We start from the raw sequence: 19,403 nt of genomic DNA, 5'->3' as shown, positions 1-19,403 counted from the left end.
GCGTTCAATGTCGTGGCGAAATACTCATACCAAATCCAATACTTCCGCCACGGCGCGTCGCGGTTTCTGTGCCCAGTTTCCGGGACGCTCTGCGCCTACGGTCAACAGCATGACCGGCACCTCGTCGTCGGTCAGTCCGAACTCCCGGTGCACAGCTTCGGCATCGAAACCGATCATGGGCGTCGAACCCAGGCCAATCGAGCGAGCCGCGTAGATCATCGCCGCAGCGCCAAAGGTGCCGGTGCGTACCGCCTCGTCTCGCTGGCGTTGCGGGTGTTCCTTGTACAGACCGCGTGCGGGGATTTCCCATTCCGACACCATCGCCTCCGGCATGACACCCGCTTCCACCAGCGGCGCCAGACGATCCGGTATTACGCTGGAATCGGCCAACTGGCCGCAGATGATGAAGGTAACAGCCGCATCGGTGATCGCAGGCTGATTCCAGGCGATTGGGCTGAGCCGAGCCTTGGCTTCAGGCGTGCGAACGGCGATGAAGCGCCAGTTCTGCAAGTGAAAGGACGTCGGCGCGGAGGTGCCGATTCGCACCAGTTCGCGGATCTGGTCGTCACTCAAGGTCGCGGCGGGGTCGTAATACTTGGCGGCGCTGCGGCTCAGGATGCATTCGATGACGGCATTGGTCTTGATGGTTCCGCTGGTCATACTTATTCCTCTTGGTTAAGGGATAGGTTGGGGTACAAGAGTGCTTACGCTCTATCCAAAGCATGTGGTCATGCAAAGTTCTGAAACGCTTTCGGCGTTAGGCAGTCCGGCCGGTGAGCCCGGGCCGAGATAACCAGACGCACCGAAGCTGTTCGGGACACGGGCGCTAGCAACGTTCTTGACCCGTGCGTAGATATCTGCGGTGGTGGCCTCGATGGCTGGAATAGCGAAACGAGTCATGGAGCGACGCTTTCATGCAGTGGTTAGGAGCCTCCACTTTAAGCCTGCCTGATACCGATTTCGAGACTACATTTGCTCAATTAAATGCCATAAAGGATCAAACTACGGGGCAATCCATTCCCCGATGGTCGATCGGTACGGCAAGCCATCAGTCGTCTCACCAGATCGAGATTCGGCTACTCGAACGCCGATGTGCGGCCCCGATGCGACGCCTAGCAGTGTTGGCGCGGCCGATCCTTTCGCACTGCGCGCTCGGAAAGGCCTTCTCGTCGACACGCAAGCGAAGCGCATTACCCCCCGGCGCGCGCCTGATTGCGCCATTGCCCCGGCGTCATCCCCATCTTGTCGGTGAAGGCGCGCCGGAATGCTGCCACGGATCGATACCCTACTGCGTCTGCCACGGCCTCGGTGCTCATCGCCGGCTTCTTCAGATCATTGGCGGCCCTGCTCATCCGGATATCGGTCAGCAGTTCGTTGGCCGAGCGTCCCATCTTGTCCTGAAAGTGCCGCACGAAGGTTGCGCGTGACATACCGCACAGGCCGGCCAGATCAGGCAGGTTCCACGGCCGTGCCGGATCGGTGAACATGGCTGAAATGGCGGGAGCCAATCGGGGATGACCAGCAAGCGCGAGCAAGCCTGCTGGTGCTTGCTCGGATTCGCTCGCCGCGCGCAGCGCCATTGTGAACAGCGCTGATGACAGGGCGTTGAGGATGGCGAACCCGCCCGGTTTGTCACCGGCGGATTCTTCGCGCATCAGCGCCACGAGATTGGCTAGATGGTTCGATGCGGATACGTGCGCCTGTTCGCCCTGTCTGGCCGCAGCCTGTACCACCAGATTCGTGGGAAGGTAATCGCAGATCAGGCGATCATGAGGCGGTGCGATGAAAAACCGGCCACATAACATGTCCAGATGCTCGCCCTCGCCATCATTCTCGCTCAGCGTCCATCCCGCGGAACCCTGACGATTGTAGGTAGGACCCGGAGCATGCCCGCTGCCGTCGTGAAGCACGTGCGCCGAGCCGCGCGTCAACAGCACGATATCTCCGCCCATTAGTTCCCTGGTCGTTCCCGCCTCCGGATCCTCAATAATGGCCCGACCCTTGAGTACGACGTGGAAAGGAATTTCGTGCGCCGCGGACTTGGCCCAGGTCACCCGCCATGGCGCACCGTAAGTGCAGCGGATCTCCAACTGCCCAGAAACGGTGATCATTTGCAGGAGATGGCTCAGCCAGTCGACTTGGGACATAGGACCTCGGGAATTTGGAACGCTTTAACTTGCTGTCAGCGGGCTTCGGTACCCAGCGACAATCTCGTTCTTCATCTGACGCCGGCAGCGAACGCCTCACAGGCTTGGCGTCGCGCCTTGAACTGGCAAATTGCAGTCCCAGATAGGTGAGGGCGCCTTCAAAATGTTGGCACCGCAATTTACGACCAGATGCTACGACGCACCGGGCTTCTCCAGCACTGCAATAGGCGTCTCTTCGTCCGGGAGACAGCGTCTTGGGCGGGTCAATCGGATCAGACTGTCGCCTTTATTTGACTGCGAGATTCGCGCGCGATCGCCGCCTTCATCGGTCGTCCTGCCGGCGGCAATGGAAAGCGCGCAATGAATTTCTTTACCCGGCATTCCCTCGCTGCCTCGCGGAGGGGACACTTGCTTTGCTGTTATCGGCAGACGTTGTGGGTTCACGGAATCCGGTGCATCCCGCGCTCGATTGCTTCGCTATGCATCCTCTGGCACAAATCCTTGTGAAAAGAAGCGCTGCTGTCCATCTTCGTCAAGCTGACTAAGCACCTGATTTGTTCTCTCGTTAATCAGCATCTCAATCGTGCCGGTAATCGTACGATCGAAATGAAATGCCAAACGTTCTAGACTTCGCTTGGAAGCAATAGATACGAGACAACTGATGCGCTCATGTTTTCCTCCAACGCCAAGCCGCCTCTCCCGATACTGTCTCTGTCTTTCTGAATTTGAAAGTGCCATGGATGGTTTCCCGGTTTTTGCCAATGATCGTTTCGCGACCCACTGTCGAGATCGCCGTCCGTCGAATCCCGTTGACGGCCTGCTGCGGATCGAGAACGCATTCCCGGAGTGCGTTAGTCGGTGCAATCGGCACATGTTGACTCCTCCATCGACCAGGCGTCTTCATTTCCGTAAAGACGAATCTCGATAAACGGCAGGTCAACTCAGCCTCGTTGCTTTTTCCGCAATCTCCTGGTCGACGATCATGCAAAACAACTTCCTGACGAACCTGCTGTTCCTTCTTAGGTTCGATTAAACTTTGAATACTTCACCAGCGCAACGAAATCTAAGTCTCTGTTTGAGATACGCGCGTATAGATTTGCTTACGGTGTAGATGATCGATGCTCATACTCTCTGCATCCGTTGTCCGGTCTGACCGCGCTGTAGGGTAGCCCCTGTTCGATATATACGTCTGTATCGTCCAGGCGACACTGTCGGCCGGATGAGCTTCGCGCTCCGGACAAAACGGCTTTTTGCTCCTCTGTGTCGATGACCCGTTCAGATACTTTGCTCGATGAACGGGCGCTACCGGTGCCTCTTTATCGTCCTTGATCTTCTCTGAAAATGTAAAAACCGTGTGATGGTGATAGGGTCTTGGAGCGTAATGGAGAAACGCCGTCGATTAGAAGCGTTTCTCGGTCTTTCCTCTCGAAATCCGATAGCGACGGCGTCAGCCTTTCGTTGACAATACGGAATCAGGCGTGCGACGAAAGCTGATGGCCAGGCGGTTATAGGCGTTCATCAAGCTAATGGCCATTGTGAGATCAGCGAGCTCTCTCTCGCTGAACACTGCGGCGACGGCAGTGAAATCATCGTCCGGCACATGGGTATCGGCTACGAGGGTCACTGACTCCGCCCATGCCAGCGCAGCTCGTTCACGGACAGTGAACATGGGTTCCGCTTCACGCCAGGCTTGCACGAGGGCCAGCTTCGCTGGCGTAACGTTCTGCTTGATCAGGTCGCGGGTATGTATGTCCAGGCAGTAGGCGCAGCCATTGATCTGGCTCACACGCAGGTAGACGAGGTCGACGAGAACGTCTTCGAGCCCCGACTCCAAAATATAGCCATAAACGCCGCCAAACGCCTTCACACCGCCGGGCGATGTTTTGATGTAGTCCAGTCGCATCTCACTCTCCTACTTGACGTTGGTCGTCAGTTGCTTATCATCCGAATCGACAACGAAGACCGCAAGTAACTTCGCTGGCTTTGTCTTGCTCGCATTGCGGCTCACTGCGTGTAGTGAACCCGGCCCCTCGACGAAGCTCTCACCCGCCTTGTAAACGTGCTCGGGCTCGTCGTTCACCTTGCTGACCACACTGCCTGAGACGACGTATGCGTAAATGAATGCCGATTTGGCATGTGTGTGAGGACGTGAGGCGCCGCCGGGGGGTAGACGACTTCCACGGCCGTGAGGGACTTGCCCGGAATATTCGGTATCGCCCTTGAGAAATTAGGCTTGACCGTTTCGCTGACGTCGTGAGCCGCAGCGGCGCCGGTAAAGGCTAAACTCATCGCGGCGACAAGAGATGGAAGAATGCTATGAACTTTCATGATCAGCTCCTTGAACGCCAGAAGCATGAACTGCTGAAAGTCCATAGAAAAGAACCAAGAACGTAAATTTTTAATGTACCATGGACCATGACTATTCTGAATCTGACGCTTGACCGTGCGTCAAAGACTTCCTTGTCAGAGCAGATTCGACTGGGCATCATTGGTGCGATCGATAATGGAATACTCGTTCCTGGTGCCAGGCTGCCGTCGTGGGTGGACCTGGCTACGCAGCTGGGAGTAGCACGCGGCACGGTTCGGATAGCGTATGAGCGGCTAACCGATGCGCAGTTGGTCGTTTCCTCTCGCGCAGGCGGAACCCGAGTCTCTGACCATACCGGCGTGGCGCGTCCTTCTACGGAGCCCGCACGTTCTATCGAGACAAATCAACGGTCCGCCTTATACCAACACTTCCTGCCTGGATCTGCCATCTTTCAAAATGGGGTACCAGCGTCGGATTGTTTCCCTCGTATCTTGTTCGCTAGGCTGAGAGCTCGTGCGGCACGTGACGAGGTCGAAGCGCTCGCGTCCTATCCGGATCCGCGCGGCGAACATGAACTGCGACGAGAGATCGCGGCCCATTTGGCCTTGTCGCGGGGCATCGAATGCTTGCCCTCGCAAATCTTCATCTCGGGAGGATTTACAGGGGCGCTGGCCGTTGCACTTCGAGTGATACAACCGGAAGGTCGAAAGGCTTGGGTCGAGAACCCGGGATTTCTCCCTAGCCGCATGGCGTTGGGGCTTTCGCGGCTCGAGACGGTTCCCGTTCCGGTAGACGAAGAAGGGCTCGATGTCGGTTACGGCGAGGTGCACGCACCGGACGCTGCGATTGCTTTGGTAACGCCGGGGCAACAGGCGCCTTTAGGCCCGACATTATCGCTTGCCCGACGCGTTCGACTGTTGGAATGGGCGAGACGCGCTGATGCTTGGATCATTGAAGACGATTATCTGGGTGAACTTCAGCTGAGACGGCGCGCGGCGCCGGCACTCTCATCGCTGGATCGAGCTGGCCGAGTGATTCATATCGGGTCTTTCAGTAAGACGATCAGCCCGACGCTGCGGCTCGGGTTCGTCGTTGCGCCAGCTTCCCTCGTGCCTCGGTTCGAAGAAGTCGCGGCCTGTCTCGCCACCGCTCCCGGTCCGGCGGTGCAATCGGCGACCGCCGAATTCATGCGAGATGGGCACTATATGCGGCATCTGCGCCGAATGAAGCGAATTTATGCAAGCCGGAGCAATGCGCTTATGGCCACTCTGGAAGCCAAGGGGTTCGAGGTCTATCCATCCGGGCTTGCAGTGGTGCTCAGGCTCGCCGATGGCGTGGACGATAAGAAGATCGTCCGGGAAGCATATGCCTACGGGCTTGCGCCGGGACCTTTATCGCGTTGGTATTGCTCTGAGGCCACACAGCGATCGGGACTGCTCCTCGGCGTAGCGACTACGATTGAACGGCAACTTCCGAATGCGTGTGATCGTTTGCACCAGCTGATCCGGAAGTTCTCGTAGGCTCGCCGCTTGCCAGAAACCTTACTTTCGCGATGATCCACTTGGGGCATAGGCGCCATCGCCTAGTTGTGGGAGCGTGACGGCCGGAATAGCGAGTGAACAGATGCCAATACAGAGAGTGAGAAACGAAGCGCCAGTTTCAAGGCCGAATCAACGAACTACCGGAATTAGTAACTAGATTCCGGAGTAAGAAAGGGCACCGGCTTGCTACGCGCGTTGACCGGCTAATGACCGGCGCTCAGACCGCCGTCAACGTGCAGGATTTCTCCCGTGACTCCGGAAACCACGCGTTGCGCGGTTGCCGCGTCGCCAATATCACCGGCGATAGTCATTATATTCGCATCGTCCGACGGCTTGATTGAACGCGCAGTCGCGACAATGCGATAGTCGAGCCTCCGAAACATCTTGACGACTTCGCGGCCTATACCTTGGGAGGCACCGGTATAACGACAACTTTTTGTGATGTGCTGCTCATAATGCCCTCAGTTATTTCCTAGCGGAGTTGCGACACCTGCCGAGTTAGAAGCTCCACCCACGCCGGACGTAGACACGTCAATTCGGGTCTCGCGCAGACGCCAGCCTTGCCATATTCGGTAATGGCAGGCGCTGATGACAGCTCGTCCGCCAGATCGACGTTTTGGTGTTGCGCTCGCATCATGTGACACATACGGGGAATCCTCTGAATCACCGTTGCGAGTTCCGAGGGTTCAGATCGAGCCTGCCGGTGTAACGGCGGGGAAGTCTTTCTCGGGGTCGAACACGTTGTTGAAGAAGTTCGTCAGGGAATACATGGCGACCAGCGCGACGATCTCCATGACGTTGGCATCCGTGTACCCGGCATCACGGATGGCTATCAGATCGGCGTCAGTGACCTGACCGCGTGTCTCGATGACTTTGCGCGCGAACTGGACAGCCGCGTCACGCTGGGGGGCGGTCGCATGGCCCTTCCGAGCGAAGATGATTTCATCGGGCGGCAGCTTCGCCATGTGCTGGGCCGTGAAACTGTGAACCGTCAGGCAGTAGTTGCAGGCATTCACCTCGGAGACGGCCAGGCCGATGCTGTCACGCGTCTTCACGTCGAGGGCCTTGCACAAGGAACCACGCAGGGTCGCCCACCCGTTGAACGCGATGGGGCTCTGCGCGAAGGTCGTCATCATCGTCGGAGTGAACCCGATGTTCTTTGTGAACGCGTCGAGAGTAGGTTTCGAATCGACCGGCACCGGTTCCGGATTTAAAGGAGAGGTTCTTGCCATCATAGCTTTCCTTAATAATCCTCAATTCATGGTTTGAACTCACACGAGATGCAACACATCGGCGACGGCGCGTCGCAGTTTCTGTGCCCAGTTTCCGGGACGCTCTGCGCCTACGGTCAACAGCATGACCGGCACCTCGTCGTCGGTCAGTCCGAACTCCCGGTGCACAGCTTCGGCATCGAAACCGATCATGGGCGTCGAACCCAGGCCAATCGAGCGAGCCGCGTAGATCATCGCCGCAGCGCCAAAGGTGCCAGTGCGTACCGCCTCGTCTCGCTGGCGTTGCGGGTGTTCCTTGTACAGACCGCGTGCGGGGATTTCCCATTCCGACACCATCGCCTCCGGCATGACACCCGCTTCCACCAGCGGCGCCAGACGATCCGGTATTACGCTGGAATCGGCCAACTGGCCGCAGATGATGAAGGTAACAGCCGCATCGGTGATCGCAGGCTGATTCCAGGCGATTGGGCTGAGCCGAGCCTTGGCTTCAGGCGTGCGAACGGCGATGAAGCGCCAGTTCTGCAAGTGAAAGGACGTCGGCGCGGAGGTGCCGATTCGCACCAGTTCGCGGATCTGGTCGTCACTCAAGGTCGCGGCGGGGTCGTAATACTTGGCGGCGCTGCGGCTCAGGATGCATTCGATGACGGCATTGGTCATGGTGATTCCGTTAGTAAAGGTTTGGGGGACAAGCGTGCTTCACGCTATGAGCACCTGGGTTCCTTCCAGTTGTTAGGCGGTTATCTCCTCCTGCCGGTTGCTGCACGGGTCAGTCTCTTGTAATCGGCCCGCGGCACATCGACGGGCATGCATCGGCGCATATGCAGAATTCGCCGACTTCTTGCTATTTATCAGGGTCGATCGCACTCGAATCCCGTGTAAGAACTGAAGTGATTGCAATATGCGACGTGCTGCGGTTTCATTGAAGTGTCATCCCGTTTTGGCTAGCGGCGTCGCGCTGAAGTTGCTCAAGGACCCCCATCGCGTCGTCGGCTGCTTCCAGCGGCACAAATATGTGATCGTGATAGGTCGCGGCGACTACATTGCAGCTGATCCCGACTGCGCCGAGCGCTCCTGAAAATGCTGCCGTGAGGCCTGCCGAAGATAGATCAGAGCGAAGCAGCAACGTGATCCATGCGGCGCGAAAAGATATCTTTAAATTGAATCGTTCTGCCACTCCGAGCTCTACAAAAACGGTTAGTCCTTCTTGCTCCCGGAATGTCCCGATGATCGCGCTGCCGGGAATGCCGTCTGGGGCTTTTTCGCCTAAAGCAAGATTTACGCACGCGACGCGTTCCCGATTGAGGACCGGGGACATCGAGGCGATGAGTGTCCTTAAATTCGTGGTTCCCTCGTGCATGTTCTGATATCCCATAAAGACCAAATCGCACGGCGAGTAGCGGTCTGGTATATAGCCGCGAAGTGTTGGCTAAACATCCAGCCATTAAGTGGGATCGCCGCTAAATGGCCGAGGAGGCGTACTTTTGGTCGATCGGATACTGACGGTTGCTCGGAAGATGCGTTATCTCGAAAGCTGACTGGTCGAGATCCCGAGTCTGTCGACGCCGCTGGATGTGGTGGCGTATCCGATAAGTGTACATAGAGCAAACGTATTGCTGCTTCATACCTGAGCATATGAACCCGATACCTTGTGAGCCTTGTTGAAAATGTCTTCGTGCACGAGACTACAGAGATCTAGATCGCGCTGGCCGGTTGGCGGCGTTTTGCGGGATGCCACGGTCTGCACCTGGAAATCGCCGCTACCGCGTCAGTTGGGTTGCTCCGCGTGATGAGTCACAGCGGCGGATTGTTCTGAATGTGTTCCCAGCGATAACTTCGCGCAGTAGCTACCGCTGTGGCGTGATCTTTGGGGCGAAAGCTCCGATCAACCTGATGCTCTATGAATTCAGACGAGGAATCAACGTTCGCGCCGGAATCTAACACTGTGGCAAACAGTACCGATGGTCAGTCGCCGAACATTACGCAGGACGAGTTCTCCCATGTCCCGTCCGAGACGTCGGCATCGGGCGGTATTTCCGCGAATTACGGTCGTTACATCTCGAATGTACGCACGAGTTCCAATACGGTGACATCGGGGAATGCGCGCGCGGGCCCGTCTGTTAACTACGGGTCTTATCTGAATCGGAGTCTCGCGCCGCGGGGAGACCAGCACGCCACGCGGATCGCGATCGAGCAACGGCGACCCCAGATGTTTCCCCGACTCAGCAAGGCCGACGTCGAGCGTACACGGAGATTCGGCACGCGGGAGTCATGGAGAGCTGGCGAGACAATGTTCCGCGCGGGCGAGCCGGGACAGGGCATAAGAGTTATCTTGCGTGGCAACGTCTTGCTTACGCGCCGAGACGGGCTCGGGCAATCACAATTTTTGGCTGAACTGGGCGAGGGGCAGTTCCTTGGGGAGACGGCGCAGCTGACGGGAAAACCGTATCTAGTAGACGGATATGCCGTCAAGGATGTGTATGCGATCTTGATCTCGCCCACACAGGTGCGGGCGCTTCTTGTAGAGGAGGCACAGCTGGGTGAGATCATTATGCGCGCGCTCATACTGCGCCGCGCGGAACTCGTTCAGGAAGGCAGCGGCCCTGTACTCATCGGGCAGGCGACAGACATCAAGACCTTGGCGCTCGAGGGATTCTTCCGGCGAGTAAATCATCCCTATCGGTTAGTGGATACCGAGAGCGATGCGGAAACCGTCACCGTAATCTCAAAGCTTCCGGATTGGCGAGAGGCGACGCCTATAGTGGTGCTGGCCGATGGGACTATATTACGTCGACCTGACGAAGCGTCGCTGGCTCACAGGCTTGGTCTCCTGCCAGAATTGAATTCAACGAATATATACGATGTCGCGATCGTAGGGGCGGGCCCGGCCGGACTGGCCGCTGCGGTATATGCGGCGTCGGAAGGCCTGTCTGTCATCGTATTCGACTCACACGGCGCGGTTCGGTGCGGAAATGTCGATCCCGTCTGAAATCACAAAGCTGGAGTGCATGGTCTCCCCCTTCGTGGTTCATCTCACCGGTGGCCGTCGGGTCAGTGCGCGCTCGGTGGTCATCGCCAGTGGTGCATCGTATCGTCGTCCTGTCATCGATGGTCTTGACTTGTCCACGGCGAAAGGCGTCTATTATTGGGCGTCTTCAGTTGAGGCAAAGCTCTGTCAGGGCGCAGAAGTTGTACTTATCGGAGGAGGAAACTCGGCTGGGCAGGCAATCGTGTACCTCTCAAATTATGCGAGCCATGTTCACGTACTCGTGAGGCGGGAGGGACTTGGAGAAAGCATGTCCCGATATCTTGTCGATCGTGTAACGGCGCTAAGCAACGTGACGATATACACCGGCACAACAGTTGAATCGGCATCCAGCGATGAAGACGGACTTTGCGGTCTAACCGTTAACGCGAAGGGGCGGTATGCGTTAATCGAGACAAGGCATCTTTTTCTGTTCACTGGGGCCGACCCGAACACCCAGTGGCTCCGCGACTGTGAAGTGGAAGTTGATGACAGGGGCTTTGTTTTGACAAAAGCTGCGGAGTCGTCCAAGTCATCTAGCTGCCTAACATTCGAAACCAATGTCCCTGGCATTTTTGCTATAGGCGACGTTCGCTCGTCGTCTATCAAGCGTGTCTCTGCTGCAGTTGGCGAAGGCGCGGCGGTTGTATCAGAAATTCACTTGATGCTCGCCCAGAGGCGTGAGCATTGAACAGGGCCGCCGGTGACCCGAGCTCCCGCTGTACAGTTCGAAAGGCAAGCACCATCCGGGAAGCGTGGGTGACTGTGTCACTAGGAGGATCAAGACGCGCAAAGAAGAGGTTCTACTGGAATCGGTGGACAAGGACTGTACCAGTTTGTTGCGGTACGGACAGGGCTAGGCGCAAAGCCTGTTGCTGTGAGTAAGACTGGTTACTATGCGCGCGTTTGCTCGCATACCCAAGCCGTGCAGGTCATGACGCAGGCCGTGAGGCTCGAATGGTATTGCTTGGACGCTGGGCACCGGCAATATCGAGGCCGGCACCGACCCTTGCAGTGCCCCGAACTATCGCAAGAAAGGCCTGCAGAGATTGGTGGGTGACATTCTTCGTCGACGCGTTGCCCGCTTGGCGCTCGTCGCGAAAAACCGGGTGCAGCGCTTCGGAAGCGAATTGCTGTTGCGCATGTACGAGTTCTTTCACGTCGACGTCGTCGTGCTGGAAGCGATCCGGGACGTGAGCCGCGACCAGCAGCTCACGGAACACCTCGTCGAGATCCTGACGGTCTCTTCAACGCGCCTGTATGTTTCGCGCGGCCGAAAGACCCTGCGTGCGCTGCTAGGCCTGATGCAGTCGACCACTAGACCCGATCGCCTCAGCCCGAGGCTGACGCACGGCCGCTCGACCGGATGAGGGAATTGTATGGCTCGATCTGACGCGACCTGTATGCGCATCGCTGCCGGCGGCGGCAAGGCAGAATCCCACGGGAAAGCGTTCGATCGTGAGCGTGGCTCTCCGCGTATGTTCAACGCGATCGCCGTTCAACTGCAGGGTCCGATCAACGGCACACAGGAGCTGCTCAAAGCCGAGCGCAACGGCCTAGTCAAAGGCTTTCTCCGCCTTGAAACCCAGCTCGCAAGGCGACGCACGCAGCCGGACGAAACTGATGCGGACCGTCAGCGCCTGAAGCCGCCGCGAGAGGCGAAGCTGCGCCGTGCAGCGCATCAGAACGGCGTCCGGCTGGCGCGGCTCAAGGCGAAGCTCGCCCGCGAAGAACGACGACTCGAGCGGAACGTGCGCGGTGTCTGCGCGCCTTCAAATTAAATATCGGCGACTCGGGACGTGTTGCCTTCGGAACCGGTCGCGACTTACGCGTTGCGAACCCGACCTGAATCGGAGAGGGAGGGCTGCAGGACAAAATTCCACGTGACCTCCGATCGATACCACTCTGGCAATCAAACGCAAGACTTGCGAGAAATCAAACACAACGGCTGCGCATGAGGGTAGGCGTAGCGAGTGCGATAGTTCTACTTGCATATGAGGATAACGGCTGCGGTCTTCCTGTGGCATCTCGCTTGGACCTGTTGGTGGTCAAGCCGCACGACGACGCCAATACGTTATCGTGTATAGCGATTCCATCTCGCGTTGAGGCGTCCGGGATAACGTGCGCATAGGGTACGCGAATAGTCTACGAAGCTATCGAGACATTGCTGCCGCCTCTGGGGGGCGCGCCGGAACAATCTGGATTGACTTGATCAGCAGGCAAGCGGAGGCGGCGAGAAGAACGAGGTCCTTAAGCAGGAACTGCCCGATATCGCCTGATAGCCATGGGAAGCCGCCCAGGGGCGCCGCTGTTACGCCTGGAGTGCTAAACATAAACGTCAAGGTTATGACATATGTCGCGCACGACATCGCCGCGCCGAGAGCAGAAAATAGCGGAATGAATGCGCCCAAGATAAGGGCGCCGGCCGTCGACAGTTCGAGAACTCCGATGACGTCGCTTGCACCTTGTACACCGAATAGGGTGTTGAGCCAACCGATAATGGGACTATGTACTATAAACGAAGAGATTCCGTGCGCTTCATAACTGGTGAACTTCATGCAACCGAACCAGAGGAATATGACTACGAGGGCCCAACGAAGGAACCCGAGTGGCCAGACGGACGCATCATACTTTTCGGCGACGTGTACGTTCTTAAGCATATCTTTCGCTCCAATGGATTTGATTTGAGAGATTAAGTTGAACGAGCCAACGCCTTGGCAACATTGTGACAATCTACCGTTAGAAGCGCGGGCGCGGATCGAGCAACCTTTCTGGCTGTACGAGCTTGCAATGACCTTTATCCTAATGTCGAATAAATCCCGCGGCGGTCAAACGCCGGAATGCTCGCGGAGCAGCAGATAGGAAAATCATATCTGCCAGTTAAGCCATTAACAAACATACGTGAGTATCGTTTGATGTCCGCATGGACTCTTGTGTGCGAGATTTCCGATAATGTCGCAGGTAGGCGTTTCGTCCTGGCGACGAAAATCCAATATGGCTGACAATTCCCGTGAACGTTAAGACAACGCCGCAGTTGCCCAACACTGTTAAAGCACGCGGCTTACAGGTGCACACGGCGTGTGTAGATGAAAACGCTAGTATTCTTGCATCAGATGTGTTGCGTGAGTGATCGCGCCGCCCGCACGAATTGCAGCTGCCACGACGGCTGTCTCGGCCAATTGGGCGCTAGTTGCACCGGCGTCCCGCGCGGCAGTCATATGAAGCTCAATGCAATACGGGCACTGCGTAGTTAGGGCGACGGCAACTGCTATCAATTGTTTGGTTTGAACGGACAAGGCGCCTTCCTCAAAAGCAGCTTTGTCGAAGGCCCAAAACGCCGCTATTCCTGCAGGCGCGTGGTCTTCGAGCACTTGAAGACGATTCAGATTTGACATTTCGAACATGTTCATCTCCCTGATGCAACGAAACGGGCGTCTGACAAGTAGCTGCGCTTCGGAGAGCGGACCACTTTTAGGAAAAGATAACCAGATCGAACCCCGCCCCTACCGGTTCCGTCTCGTCAATCAAATCATATGACCCTGTGCACCAACCGGCAAACATACGTCCGTATATAAAACGCCTACTGGATGTGTGCTTGAGAGATCGCGCAGCGAGCAATTGAGGGGCGACCGGGGCGGTTTCCTTTCCCGAAGCGGAAGGATTTTTCGAAATGGAGGTGCGATGACGTGAAAGACGCCGGGACCGTTACAACGACACCGTTATGGCGGCGCCGGTGAGGCAAAAAGGCAATGTCGGTCCACTGACAAGGCGAGCGAGCTTTTCTGGTGCGTAAGAATAATGTAATAGCGTGTGTCCGCGCGGGATGATCACGCCAATTGTCCGAAACCAGTCTACGCGGGGTAGGACTGACGGTAAAAAAGCCTGCACCATTTTAGAACGCATCGACTAAAATGGCCCGGTGCGTCTAGAGGACAGACGCGGAAGAAGTGACCGCGATTGATATCTGCCAAGCCAACATGAACGAATCTGCTATCTTCGATATGACTCTGCTTCGAGCAGGGCAGATTGAACTGTACCGTAAGTGGAGCGACGAAAGGGGATCGGTCCTGCTTGCGGCTACGTCTCTGGAATCAGGGTCGGGGAAACCTTGGCTGCTGCGCTCGGAGCACGAACTGAAGGAGGCCGTGATGACATCATGGGCACTCCAGCCCTTGAAACTCACGCATTGTCTGGACCAGATTCAGCTGACACTCTCAGATCCAGGTGGGTACATTCTCCGAGAAAGTTGTGGCGCACCACTTGCAATTGATCAATTCCTGACGCTCGCCGTCGCTCTAACACGTGCTGTCTCGGCGATGCACGCGCAAGGCGTTATACACCGGGATCTGGCACCCGAAAATATTCTCTTCAACTGGCGAGCGAAGAGAGCATGGCTGACAGGCCTCGGAAATTCGATTCGTGTGGGGGCAGATCATCATTCAGTTGCTCCCGTGTCGAGCACGTCGCTGCATTACCTTGCCCCCGAACTATGTGGCACGATCAATCGGCCGGTTGACGCGCGCGCGGATCTGTACTCTCTGGGCTGTCTCTTATATGAACTAGCTACAGGTTCTCCGCCGGTTCCCGCGGAGGATTTTCCGGGTGCAGTTCACTCGCACCTGGCGATGCTACCATTGCCAGCGAGCGCAGTCAGGAGCGACTACCCACAGGTACTCTCGCAAGTCATCGCGACGTTGATTGCCAAGGACCCGAGCGATCGATATTCATCTGCCGAAGGTCTACTCGGAGACCTGTTGAAATGCCATGCGGCGTGGAGGGAGCATTCGCGCATCGAGTGGTTTCCGGTTGATCATGCAAACGCAGCTAGAAGGCTCAACGCGTCCGACCGCATATACGGGCGTGTCGGCGAACTGGACGCTCTGTGCGATGCATTCGAAGATGTGGTGAATGACGGTCGAACGAGGTGCGTAGCCCTATTTGGTGGCTCAGGGACCGGTAAAACTGCGCTAGTGCGAGATTTCGAGCGATCGCTCGACAGAAAAACTCACCTGTTTGGGGCGGGCAAATGCGAGCAGCTGGGACAAACGACACCTTACGGCCCCTTAGCAATGGCATTGCAAGGTTTGCTTCATAACACCATGAGAGATGGTGTCGAGGAATTCACCGCATGGACTCGGAAACTTCGGAACATGCTCGGGTCCTCGATCGGGCTGTTATATACGTTGTTGCCAGACCTTTATTTGGTCGTTGGCGATTCTCCGTGCGGGCCAAGCAACGCGGCTGATGGTCGAGACCGGATCTTCGATACGGTATTCAAATTCATCGGGTGCCTATCAGCCGACCAGCGCCGAACGGTGCTTTTCCTCGACGATCTGCAGTGGGCCGATAGCGGCACACTAAGTGTCATCGAGCGCCTATTGCAGTCAAGAGAGCTATCCAACCTGTTATTGGTTTTCGCTTCGCGTGACGAAGGATCGGTCGAGCCGCGACATGTACGGACGCTATTCGCCTACTCCGCTGTTCCGACAGTAGAAATAACACTGGGCCCGCTGCGGTTCGTCGATGTGAACCGCCTCGTCAGCGACGTGTTGGGCTGCTCGCCGGCTGCATCGCTATCACTATCCACTGTGATTCAAGCAAAGACAGGTTCAAATCCGTTCTTCGTCATACGGTTCATGTCTATGTTGCTGGATGAGAAAATCGTATGGTTTGACTGGACAAATTATTCGTGGCGGTGGGATTTGTCTAAGGCTCGCACCAGCAAATACACCTCCAATGTGGCTGAGTCGCTCCTCGATAAACTAGAAACATTGCCGCTCGCGACACTAAACCTGTTGCAATGCATGGCATGCCTCGGAGATAGTAGCCCGGCGGAGATACTAGCTGTCGCGGCGCAGATTGAAGAGCACACCGTGCATAGCTTATTTGTTCATGCCAAGCGGACCGGGTTGGTCCGATGGAATGCGTCAGAATATTCATTTTTGCATGACCGGATTCGCGCAGTCACTTACAACTCCCTCGTTCGGGAGCAGCGGCACAAGGAAATGCACGTTAATGTGGGGAAACGGCTTGCGGAGAGATTGCCCAAACAGCGAGAGTTGCTTTTTGCCGCTGCGAATCAGATAAACCTTGGTGCCGAACTCATCGATGACGGTGACGAAAGGCTGCGTTACGCGCGCTTGAATCTTGACGCAGCGATCCATGCTAAGAAATCAGCGGATTATCGCGCGGCGATCATGTATCTTCAGGCTGCTGCATTCCTCCTGCGGAACGTCAAAGACTCGACGATTGCGGGTGTGATTGAGTTTCACAGAGCAGAGTGCGAATTCGCAACGGCAGAGTTGGCTGACGCCGAGGCAAGATTGGAGCGTTTGTGGTCATCTGACATCGACCTTGTACTGAAGTCTAGCGTGGCGAGACTTCGCACTGCTCTGTACACGATGCAAGGCAAACATGGCGTCGCGCTCGATAGCGGACTATCTTACCTCGCGCAGCTCGGCATCGCCGTTCCGCGGGAGCCAAGTGATGAGGACGTCGCGAGGGATAGTGCGAAGCTGATTCAATACATTGATAACGCCGGATTGGAATCGGACACACAGCAGAGGGCGACGGCTAATCCATTGTGGGCCTCAACGATAGATCTGTTGGGATACCTTATTACTCCGGAAATTTTCGGCAACAATGAGAATCTGGTTCACAGTCTTGTATTGACCACGGCGCTGATGGCCGTAGACAGAGGGTACTGCAGCGCCGCTAGCTATGCATTTGTCCATGCGGCGGCCATTCTTGCTTTCCGTTTCGGCGATGCGAAGCGCGGCTTGTATCTTGGCGAGAAAGCACTCCAGCTGAGTCCGAACGATGGCATTGACAGACTGGCGGCGCGCGTGCGCGTGTGCTTTGGCGCGCTGGTAGTTCCATGGACAAGCCCTGTCCGGTCTGCTCAACGCTACCTAAAAGATGCGGTCAAGGTTGCACGTGATAGTTGCGACTTCACGTTTGCTGTGTATTCTCATAGAAATCTGATTTCTAACCTTCTCTTCGTAGGTGCACCCCTTGAAGAGGTTATGCGCGCGACTGAGGAAGCGGTTGATTATGCTCGCAGCGCGGGTTTCAAGGTCGTCGTGGATGCGCTACTTGCGCAGCTGATGGTCGTTTCAACGTTGCGCGGCACATACGGTCATGCGTTCGAGTCCCGGGGGCTAGAGTCGGACTGGAGTGAGAGTCTCCTTCATGGAGTCGCCTGCACGAGCACGGGCGCGTTCGCATTCTGGGTACATCGGCTCCGAATCTGCGTCCTTTTCCGTGATTGGGAGAGCGCGCTGGAAGCCGAACGGAAAGCAAAGGAATTGTCCGGCGCTTCCTTGGGACATATTGAGGCCGCAGATCTTCCGTATTACGGCGCTCTGTGTCGAGCAGCCGCCTTCTTCAGGGCAACGGAAGCGGGGGGGCGAGACGCGCATCTTTGCGCACTCCAAGACCATCACAATTACATCCAACTGCTGGCAAGGTCCTGTCCTGATAATTTCGCTGATCGGGCGGCACTAGTATCAGCTGAGCTGGCGAGGGTGCAGGGCCGGATCGGCGAAGCGCAATTGCTGTATGAAGAGGCGATCGAACTTGCCCGCAAGCAAGATTTCGTTCATAACGAGGCGATCGCGCTTGAAGCGGCAGCGAATTTCTACTCCGCCCAAAATCTATCGGTCGTTGCGGAAACATTGCTGCGGGATGCTCGATACGCATACCTCAACTGGGGTGCGGAAGCGAAGGCGCAAGAGATCGGGGCTCGGGTGACGCGGATTATTGGTCTCGATAGGGCTAAACCCACGCCCGATATGGGGAAGATGCACCTGGATACAAGAGCGGTGATAACTGCATCTCAGGCTCTTTCCAGTGAAATTGTCCTTCCTCGGCTTCTCGAGGTGCTTATCGGAAACGTGCTAGAGCACGCCGGAGCGCAAAGGTGCGCGGTTGCCCTCAATCGGATGGGCGACGTCAGGATAGAAGCTGAGGCCCGAGCAGCTCTTGACGGCCCGATATATGTCATCGAATCGCGCCCGCTTCAGGAAGTTGACTTCGCACGGGGAATATTCATGACAGTCGCGAGGACTCGACGGAGAATCCTGCTTGATGACGCTTCGCGTTTTGGTGAGTTCGCTCAGGACCGGGAAGTTACTCAACGAGGGCTACGGTCGGTGTTATGCATGCCCTTGCTGAAACAATCGGAACTCGTCGGCATCCTGTATGTCGAGAACAATCTCATATCAGGCGCATTCACTGAGGAAAGAACGACACTGCTCGAAGTATTGGCTTCGCAAGCAGCAATCTCGCTCGAAAATGCGCGCCTCTATGCGGATACGATTCAGAGTGATTCGATGCGAGAAGCTGCGGAACAGGCGCTCCGGGAGTCAAGGGAGGAGCTCGCGCGGGTAGCGAGCCTGACTACTATGGGGCAGCTGGTTGCGTCTATTACACATGAAGTCAGTCAACCGCTAGTTTCGATAGCTAGCAGCTCTGGCGCGGCATTGAGATTCCTGAAGCGTGACGAACCAGATTTCGTCGAAGTCGAGGAGGCGTTAAAGAGGATTCAATTCGACAGTACTCGCGCACATGACGTGGTGCAAAGCCTGCGGTCGCTGGTCAAACGATCTGCTCCGTCTTTTGCAGCGTTCGACCTGGACGACGCAGTCGATGAAGTGTTGTTGGTTACACGGAGCCAGCTTGAGAAGCACGCCATCTGCCTCGATATGAGTGCAATTTCGGGTGCGTGTGTGGTATGGGGTGATAGAGTTCAGATACAGCAGGTGATTCTCAATCTTGTCATCAACGCTATTGAGGCAATGCACGATATTGCTGACCGTGAACGTCGCCTGTGTATCGCGGGTTCGTCCGTCGACGGGCACGTAAAACTCGTGATCGAGGACACTGGTGTTGGCATAGAGGAGGGTGCGGCTGACTACATCTTTGCGCCATTTGTCACAACAAAGTCGCACGGCATGGGCATGGGTCTGCCCATATGCCGGTCGATTGTGCTGGCGCACGCGGGGCGACTTAGTGTCGAACCATCGAGCCCTTACGGAACGCGGTTCGAAGTAAGGCTTCCGGAACCGGGAGGGCGTACTTTTACCAAGTCTGAATCTGGAATCTGATTCAACGCTTCTCGAACCCGTATGCCCCAAGCGGGTTCGCGACATC

The 19,403-nt window shown here is 56.5% G+C and carries 15 protein-coding genes and 2 pseudogenes; 6 read left to right on the top strand and 11 right to left on the bottom strand.

Annotation, left to right across the window (positions count from 1 at the left end):
- Positions 1-24: 24 nt before the first annotated feature.
- The 5 genes and pseudogenes from H1204_RS35710 to H1204_RS35690 all read right to left on the bottom strand — a co-directional run bounded on the left by H1204_RS35710 (position 25) and on the right by H1204_RS35690 (position 4,475).
- On the bottom strand, positions 25-660 hold the full coding sequence (locus H1204_RS35710) for a nitroreductase family protein (RefSeq protein WP_180733438.1): 636 nt from the start codon (positions 658-660) through the stop codon (positions 25-27).
- A gap of 530 nt (positions 661-1,190) precedes the next feature.
- On the bottom strand, positions 1,191-2,147 hold the full coding sequence (locus H1204_RS35705) for an AraC family transcriptional regulator (protein ID WP_180733437.1): 957 nt from the start codon (positions 2,145-2,147) through the stop codon (positions 1,191-1,193).
- 477 nt (positions 2,148-2,624) lie between these two features.
- Complete coding sequence (locus tag H1204_RS35700) at positions 2,625-2,885, bottom strand: hypothetical protein (RefSeq protein WP_180733436.1); 261 nt, start codon at positions 2,883-2,885, stop codon at positions 2,625-2,627.
- A 709-nt stretch (positions 2,886-3,594) separates the two neighbouring features.
- On the bottom strand, positions 3,595-4,050 hold the full coding sequence (locus H1204_RS35695) for a carboxymuconolactone decarboxylase family protein (protein ID WP_180733435.1): 456 nt from the start codon (positions 4,048-4,050) through the stop codon (positions 3,595-3,597).
- 9 nt (positions 4,051-4,059) lie between these two features.
- Positions 4,060-4,475 (bottom strand): annotated as a pseudogene (locus tag H1204_RS35690) (cupin domain-containing protein).
- Positions 4,476-4,562: 87 nt separating this feature from the next.
- Here H1204_RS35690 and H1204_RS35685 point away from each other — a divergent pair.
- Entirely contained in the window at positions 4,563-5,975 is a 1,413-nt protein-coding gene (locus H1204_RS35685; protein WP_180733434.1) for a PLP-dependent aminotransferase family protein, read from the top strand.
- Positions 5,976-6,253: 278 nt separating this feature from the next.
- Here H1204_RS35685 and H1204_RS51830 read toward each other — a convergent pair.
- The 4 genes and pseudogenes from H1204_RS51830 to H1204_RS35665 form a co-directional block, all read right to left on the bottom strand.
- A pseudogene (locus tag H1204_RS51830) lies at positions 6,254-6,450 on the bottom strand (SDR family NAD(P)-dependent oxidoreductase); the annotation flags it as partial.
- Positions 6,451-6,682: 232 nt separating this feature from the next.
- The gene (locus tag H1204_RS35675) at positions 6,683-7,228 is read right to left on the bottom strand and encodes a carboxymuconolactone decarboxylase family protein (protein WP_180735153.1); all 546 of its coding nucleotides are present in this window, start codon (positions 7,226-7,228) and stop codon (positions 6,683-6,685) included.
- 39 nt (positions 7,229-7,267) lie between these two features.
- Positions 7,268-7,885, bottom strand: coding sequence for a nitroreductase family protein (locus H1204_RS35670; RefSeq protein ID WP_180733432.1), 618 nt, complete (start codon positions 7,883-7,885; stop codon positions 7,268-7,270).
- A 259-nt stretch (positions 7,886-8,144) separates the two neighbouring features.
- Positions 8,145-8,585 carry an ACT domain-containing protein gene (locus H1204_RS35665; RefSeq protein WP_180733431.1) on the bottom strand — a complete coding sequence of 147 codons (441 nt, stop codon included), beginning with the start codon at positions 8,583-8,585 and terminating at the stop codon, positions 8,145-8,147.
- 585 nt (positions 8,586-9,170) lie between these two features.
- On the opposite strand from H1204_RS35665, the gene H1204_RS51825 reads away from it, so the two are divergent.
- From H1204_RS51825 to H1204_RS35650, 4 genes are all read left to right on the top strand, one after another.
- The gene (locus H1204_RS51825) at positions 9,171-10,214 is read left to right on the top strand and encodes a cyclic nucleotide-binding domain-containing protein (RefSeq protein WP_243468818.1); all 1,044 of its coding nucleotides are present in this window, start codon (positions 9,171-9,173) and stop codon (positions 10,212-10,214) included.
- Entirely contained in the window at positions 10,198-10,941 is a 744-nt protein-coding gene (locus tag H1204_RS51820) for an NAD(P)/FAD-dependent oxidoreductase (protein ID WP_243468817.1), read from the top strand. Before H1204_RS51825 ends, H1204_RS51820 begins: the two co-directional genes overlap by 17 nt.
- A gap of 361 nt (positions 10,942-11,302) precedes the next feature.
- Entirely contained in the window at positions 11,303-11,620 is a 318-nt protein-coding gene (locus H1204_RS35655; RefSeq protein ID WP_180733430.1) for a hypothetical protein, read from the top strand.
- Between the two features lie 33 nt (positions 11,621-11,653).
- A complete protein-coding gene (locus tag H1204_RS35650) occupies positions 11,654-12,031 on the top strand; it encodes a hypothetical protein (RefSeq protein WP_180733429.1) in 378 nt (125 codons plus the stop codon).
- Between the two features lie 372 nt (positions 12,032-12,403).
- Here H1204_RS35650 and H1204_RS35645 read toward each other — a convergent pair whose 3' ends face one another.
- Together H1204_RS35645 and H1204_RS35640 are read right to left on the bottom strand one after the other, a co-directional pair.
- Positions 12,404-12,910, bottom strand: coding sequence for a DUF417 family protein (locus H1204_RS35645; RefSeq protein WP_180733428.1), 507 nt, complete (start codon positions 12,908-12,910; stop codon positions 12,404-12,406).
- 435 nt (positions 12,911-13,345) lie between these two features.
- The gene (locus H1204_RS35640) at positions 13,346-13,654 is read right to left on the bottom strand and encodes a carboxymuconolactone decarboxylase family protein (protein WP_180733427.1); all 309 of its coding nucleotides are present in this window, start codon (positions 13,652-13,654) and stop codon (positions 13,346-13,348) included.
- 543 nt (positions 13,655-14,197) lie between these two features.
- Here H1204_RS35640 and H1204_RS35635 point away from each other — a divergent pair.
- Positions 14,198-19,357, top strand: a complete 5,160-nt coding sequence (locus tag H1204_RS35635; RefSeq protein ID WP_180733426.1) for a trifunctional serine/threonine-protein kinase/ATP-binding protein/sensor histidine kinase — start codon at positions 14,198-14,200, stop codon at positions 19,355-19,357.
- The last annotated feature ends 46 nt before the right edge of the window (positions 19,358-19,403 follow it).

Origin of the sequence: Paraburkholderia sp. PGU19, assembly GCF_013426915.1 — a bacterium.
In the GTDB taxonomy this organism is placed as follows: domain Bacteria; phylum Pseudomonadota; class Gammaproteobacteria; order Burkholderiales; family Burkholderiaceae; genus Paraburkholderia.
The sequence above is the reverse complement of the archived record's forward strand: the minus strand, read 5'-3'. Positions and strand labels throughout refer to the sequence as shown.

Bases quoted from the DNA above. Each gene is read 5' to 3' on its own strand.
- H1204_RS35665 (WP_180733431.1), bottom strand. From the start codon at position 8,585: ATGCACGAGGGAACCACGAATTTAAGGACACTCATCGCCTCGATGTCC.
- H1204_RS35705 (WP_180733437.1), bottom strand. From the start codon at position 2,147: ATGTCCCAAGTCGACTGGCTGAGCCATCTCCTGCAAATGATCACCGTT.
- H1204_RS35710 (WP_180733438.1), bottom strand. From the start codon at position 660: ATGACCAGCGGAACCATCAAGACCAATGCCGTCATCGAATGCATCCTG.
- H1204_RS35650 (WP_180733429.1), top strand. From the start codon at position 11,654: ATGCGCATCGCTGCCGGCGGCGGCAAGGCAGAATCCCACGGGAAAGCG.
- H1204_RS35675 (WP_180735153.1), bottom strand. From the start codon at position 7,228: ATGGCAAGAACCTCTCCTTTAAATCCGGAACCGGTGCCGGTCGATTCG.
- H1204_RS35700 (WP_180733436.1), bottom strand. From the start codon at position 2,885: ATGGCACTTTCAAATTCAGAAAGACAGAGACAGTATCGGGAGAGGCGG.
- H1204_RS35685 (WP_180733434.1), top strand. From the start codon at position 4,563: ATGACTATTCTGAATCTGACGCTTGACCGTGCGTCAAAGACTTCCTTG.
- H1204_RS35645 (WP_180733428.1), bottom strand. From the start codon at position 12,910: ATGCTTAAGAACGTACACGTCGCCGAAAAGTATGATGCGTCCGTCTGG.
- H1204_RS35640 (WP_180733427.1), bottom strand. From the start codon at position 13,654: ATGTTCGAAATGTCAAATCTGAATCGTCTTCAAGTGCTCGAAGACCAC.
- H1204_RS51820 (WP_243468817.1), top strand. From the start codon at position 10,198: ATGTCGATCCCGTCTGAAATCACAAAGCTGGAGTGCATGGTCTCCCCC.
- H1204_RS35670 (WP_180733432.1), bottom strand. From the start codon at position 7,885: ATGACCAATGCCGTCATCGAATGCATCCTGAGCCGCAGCGCCGCCAAG.
- H1204_RS35695 (WP_180733435.1), bottom strand. From the start codon at position 4,050: ATGCGACTGGACTACATCAAAACATCGCCCGGCGGTGTGAAGGCGTTT.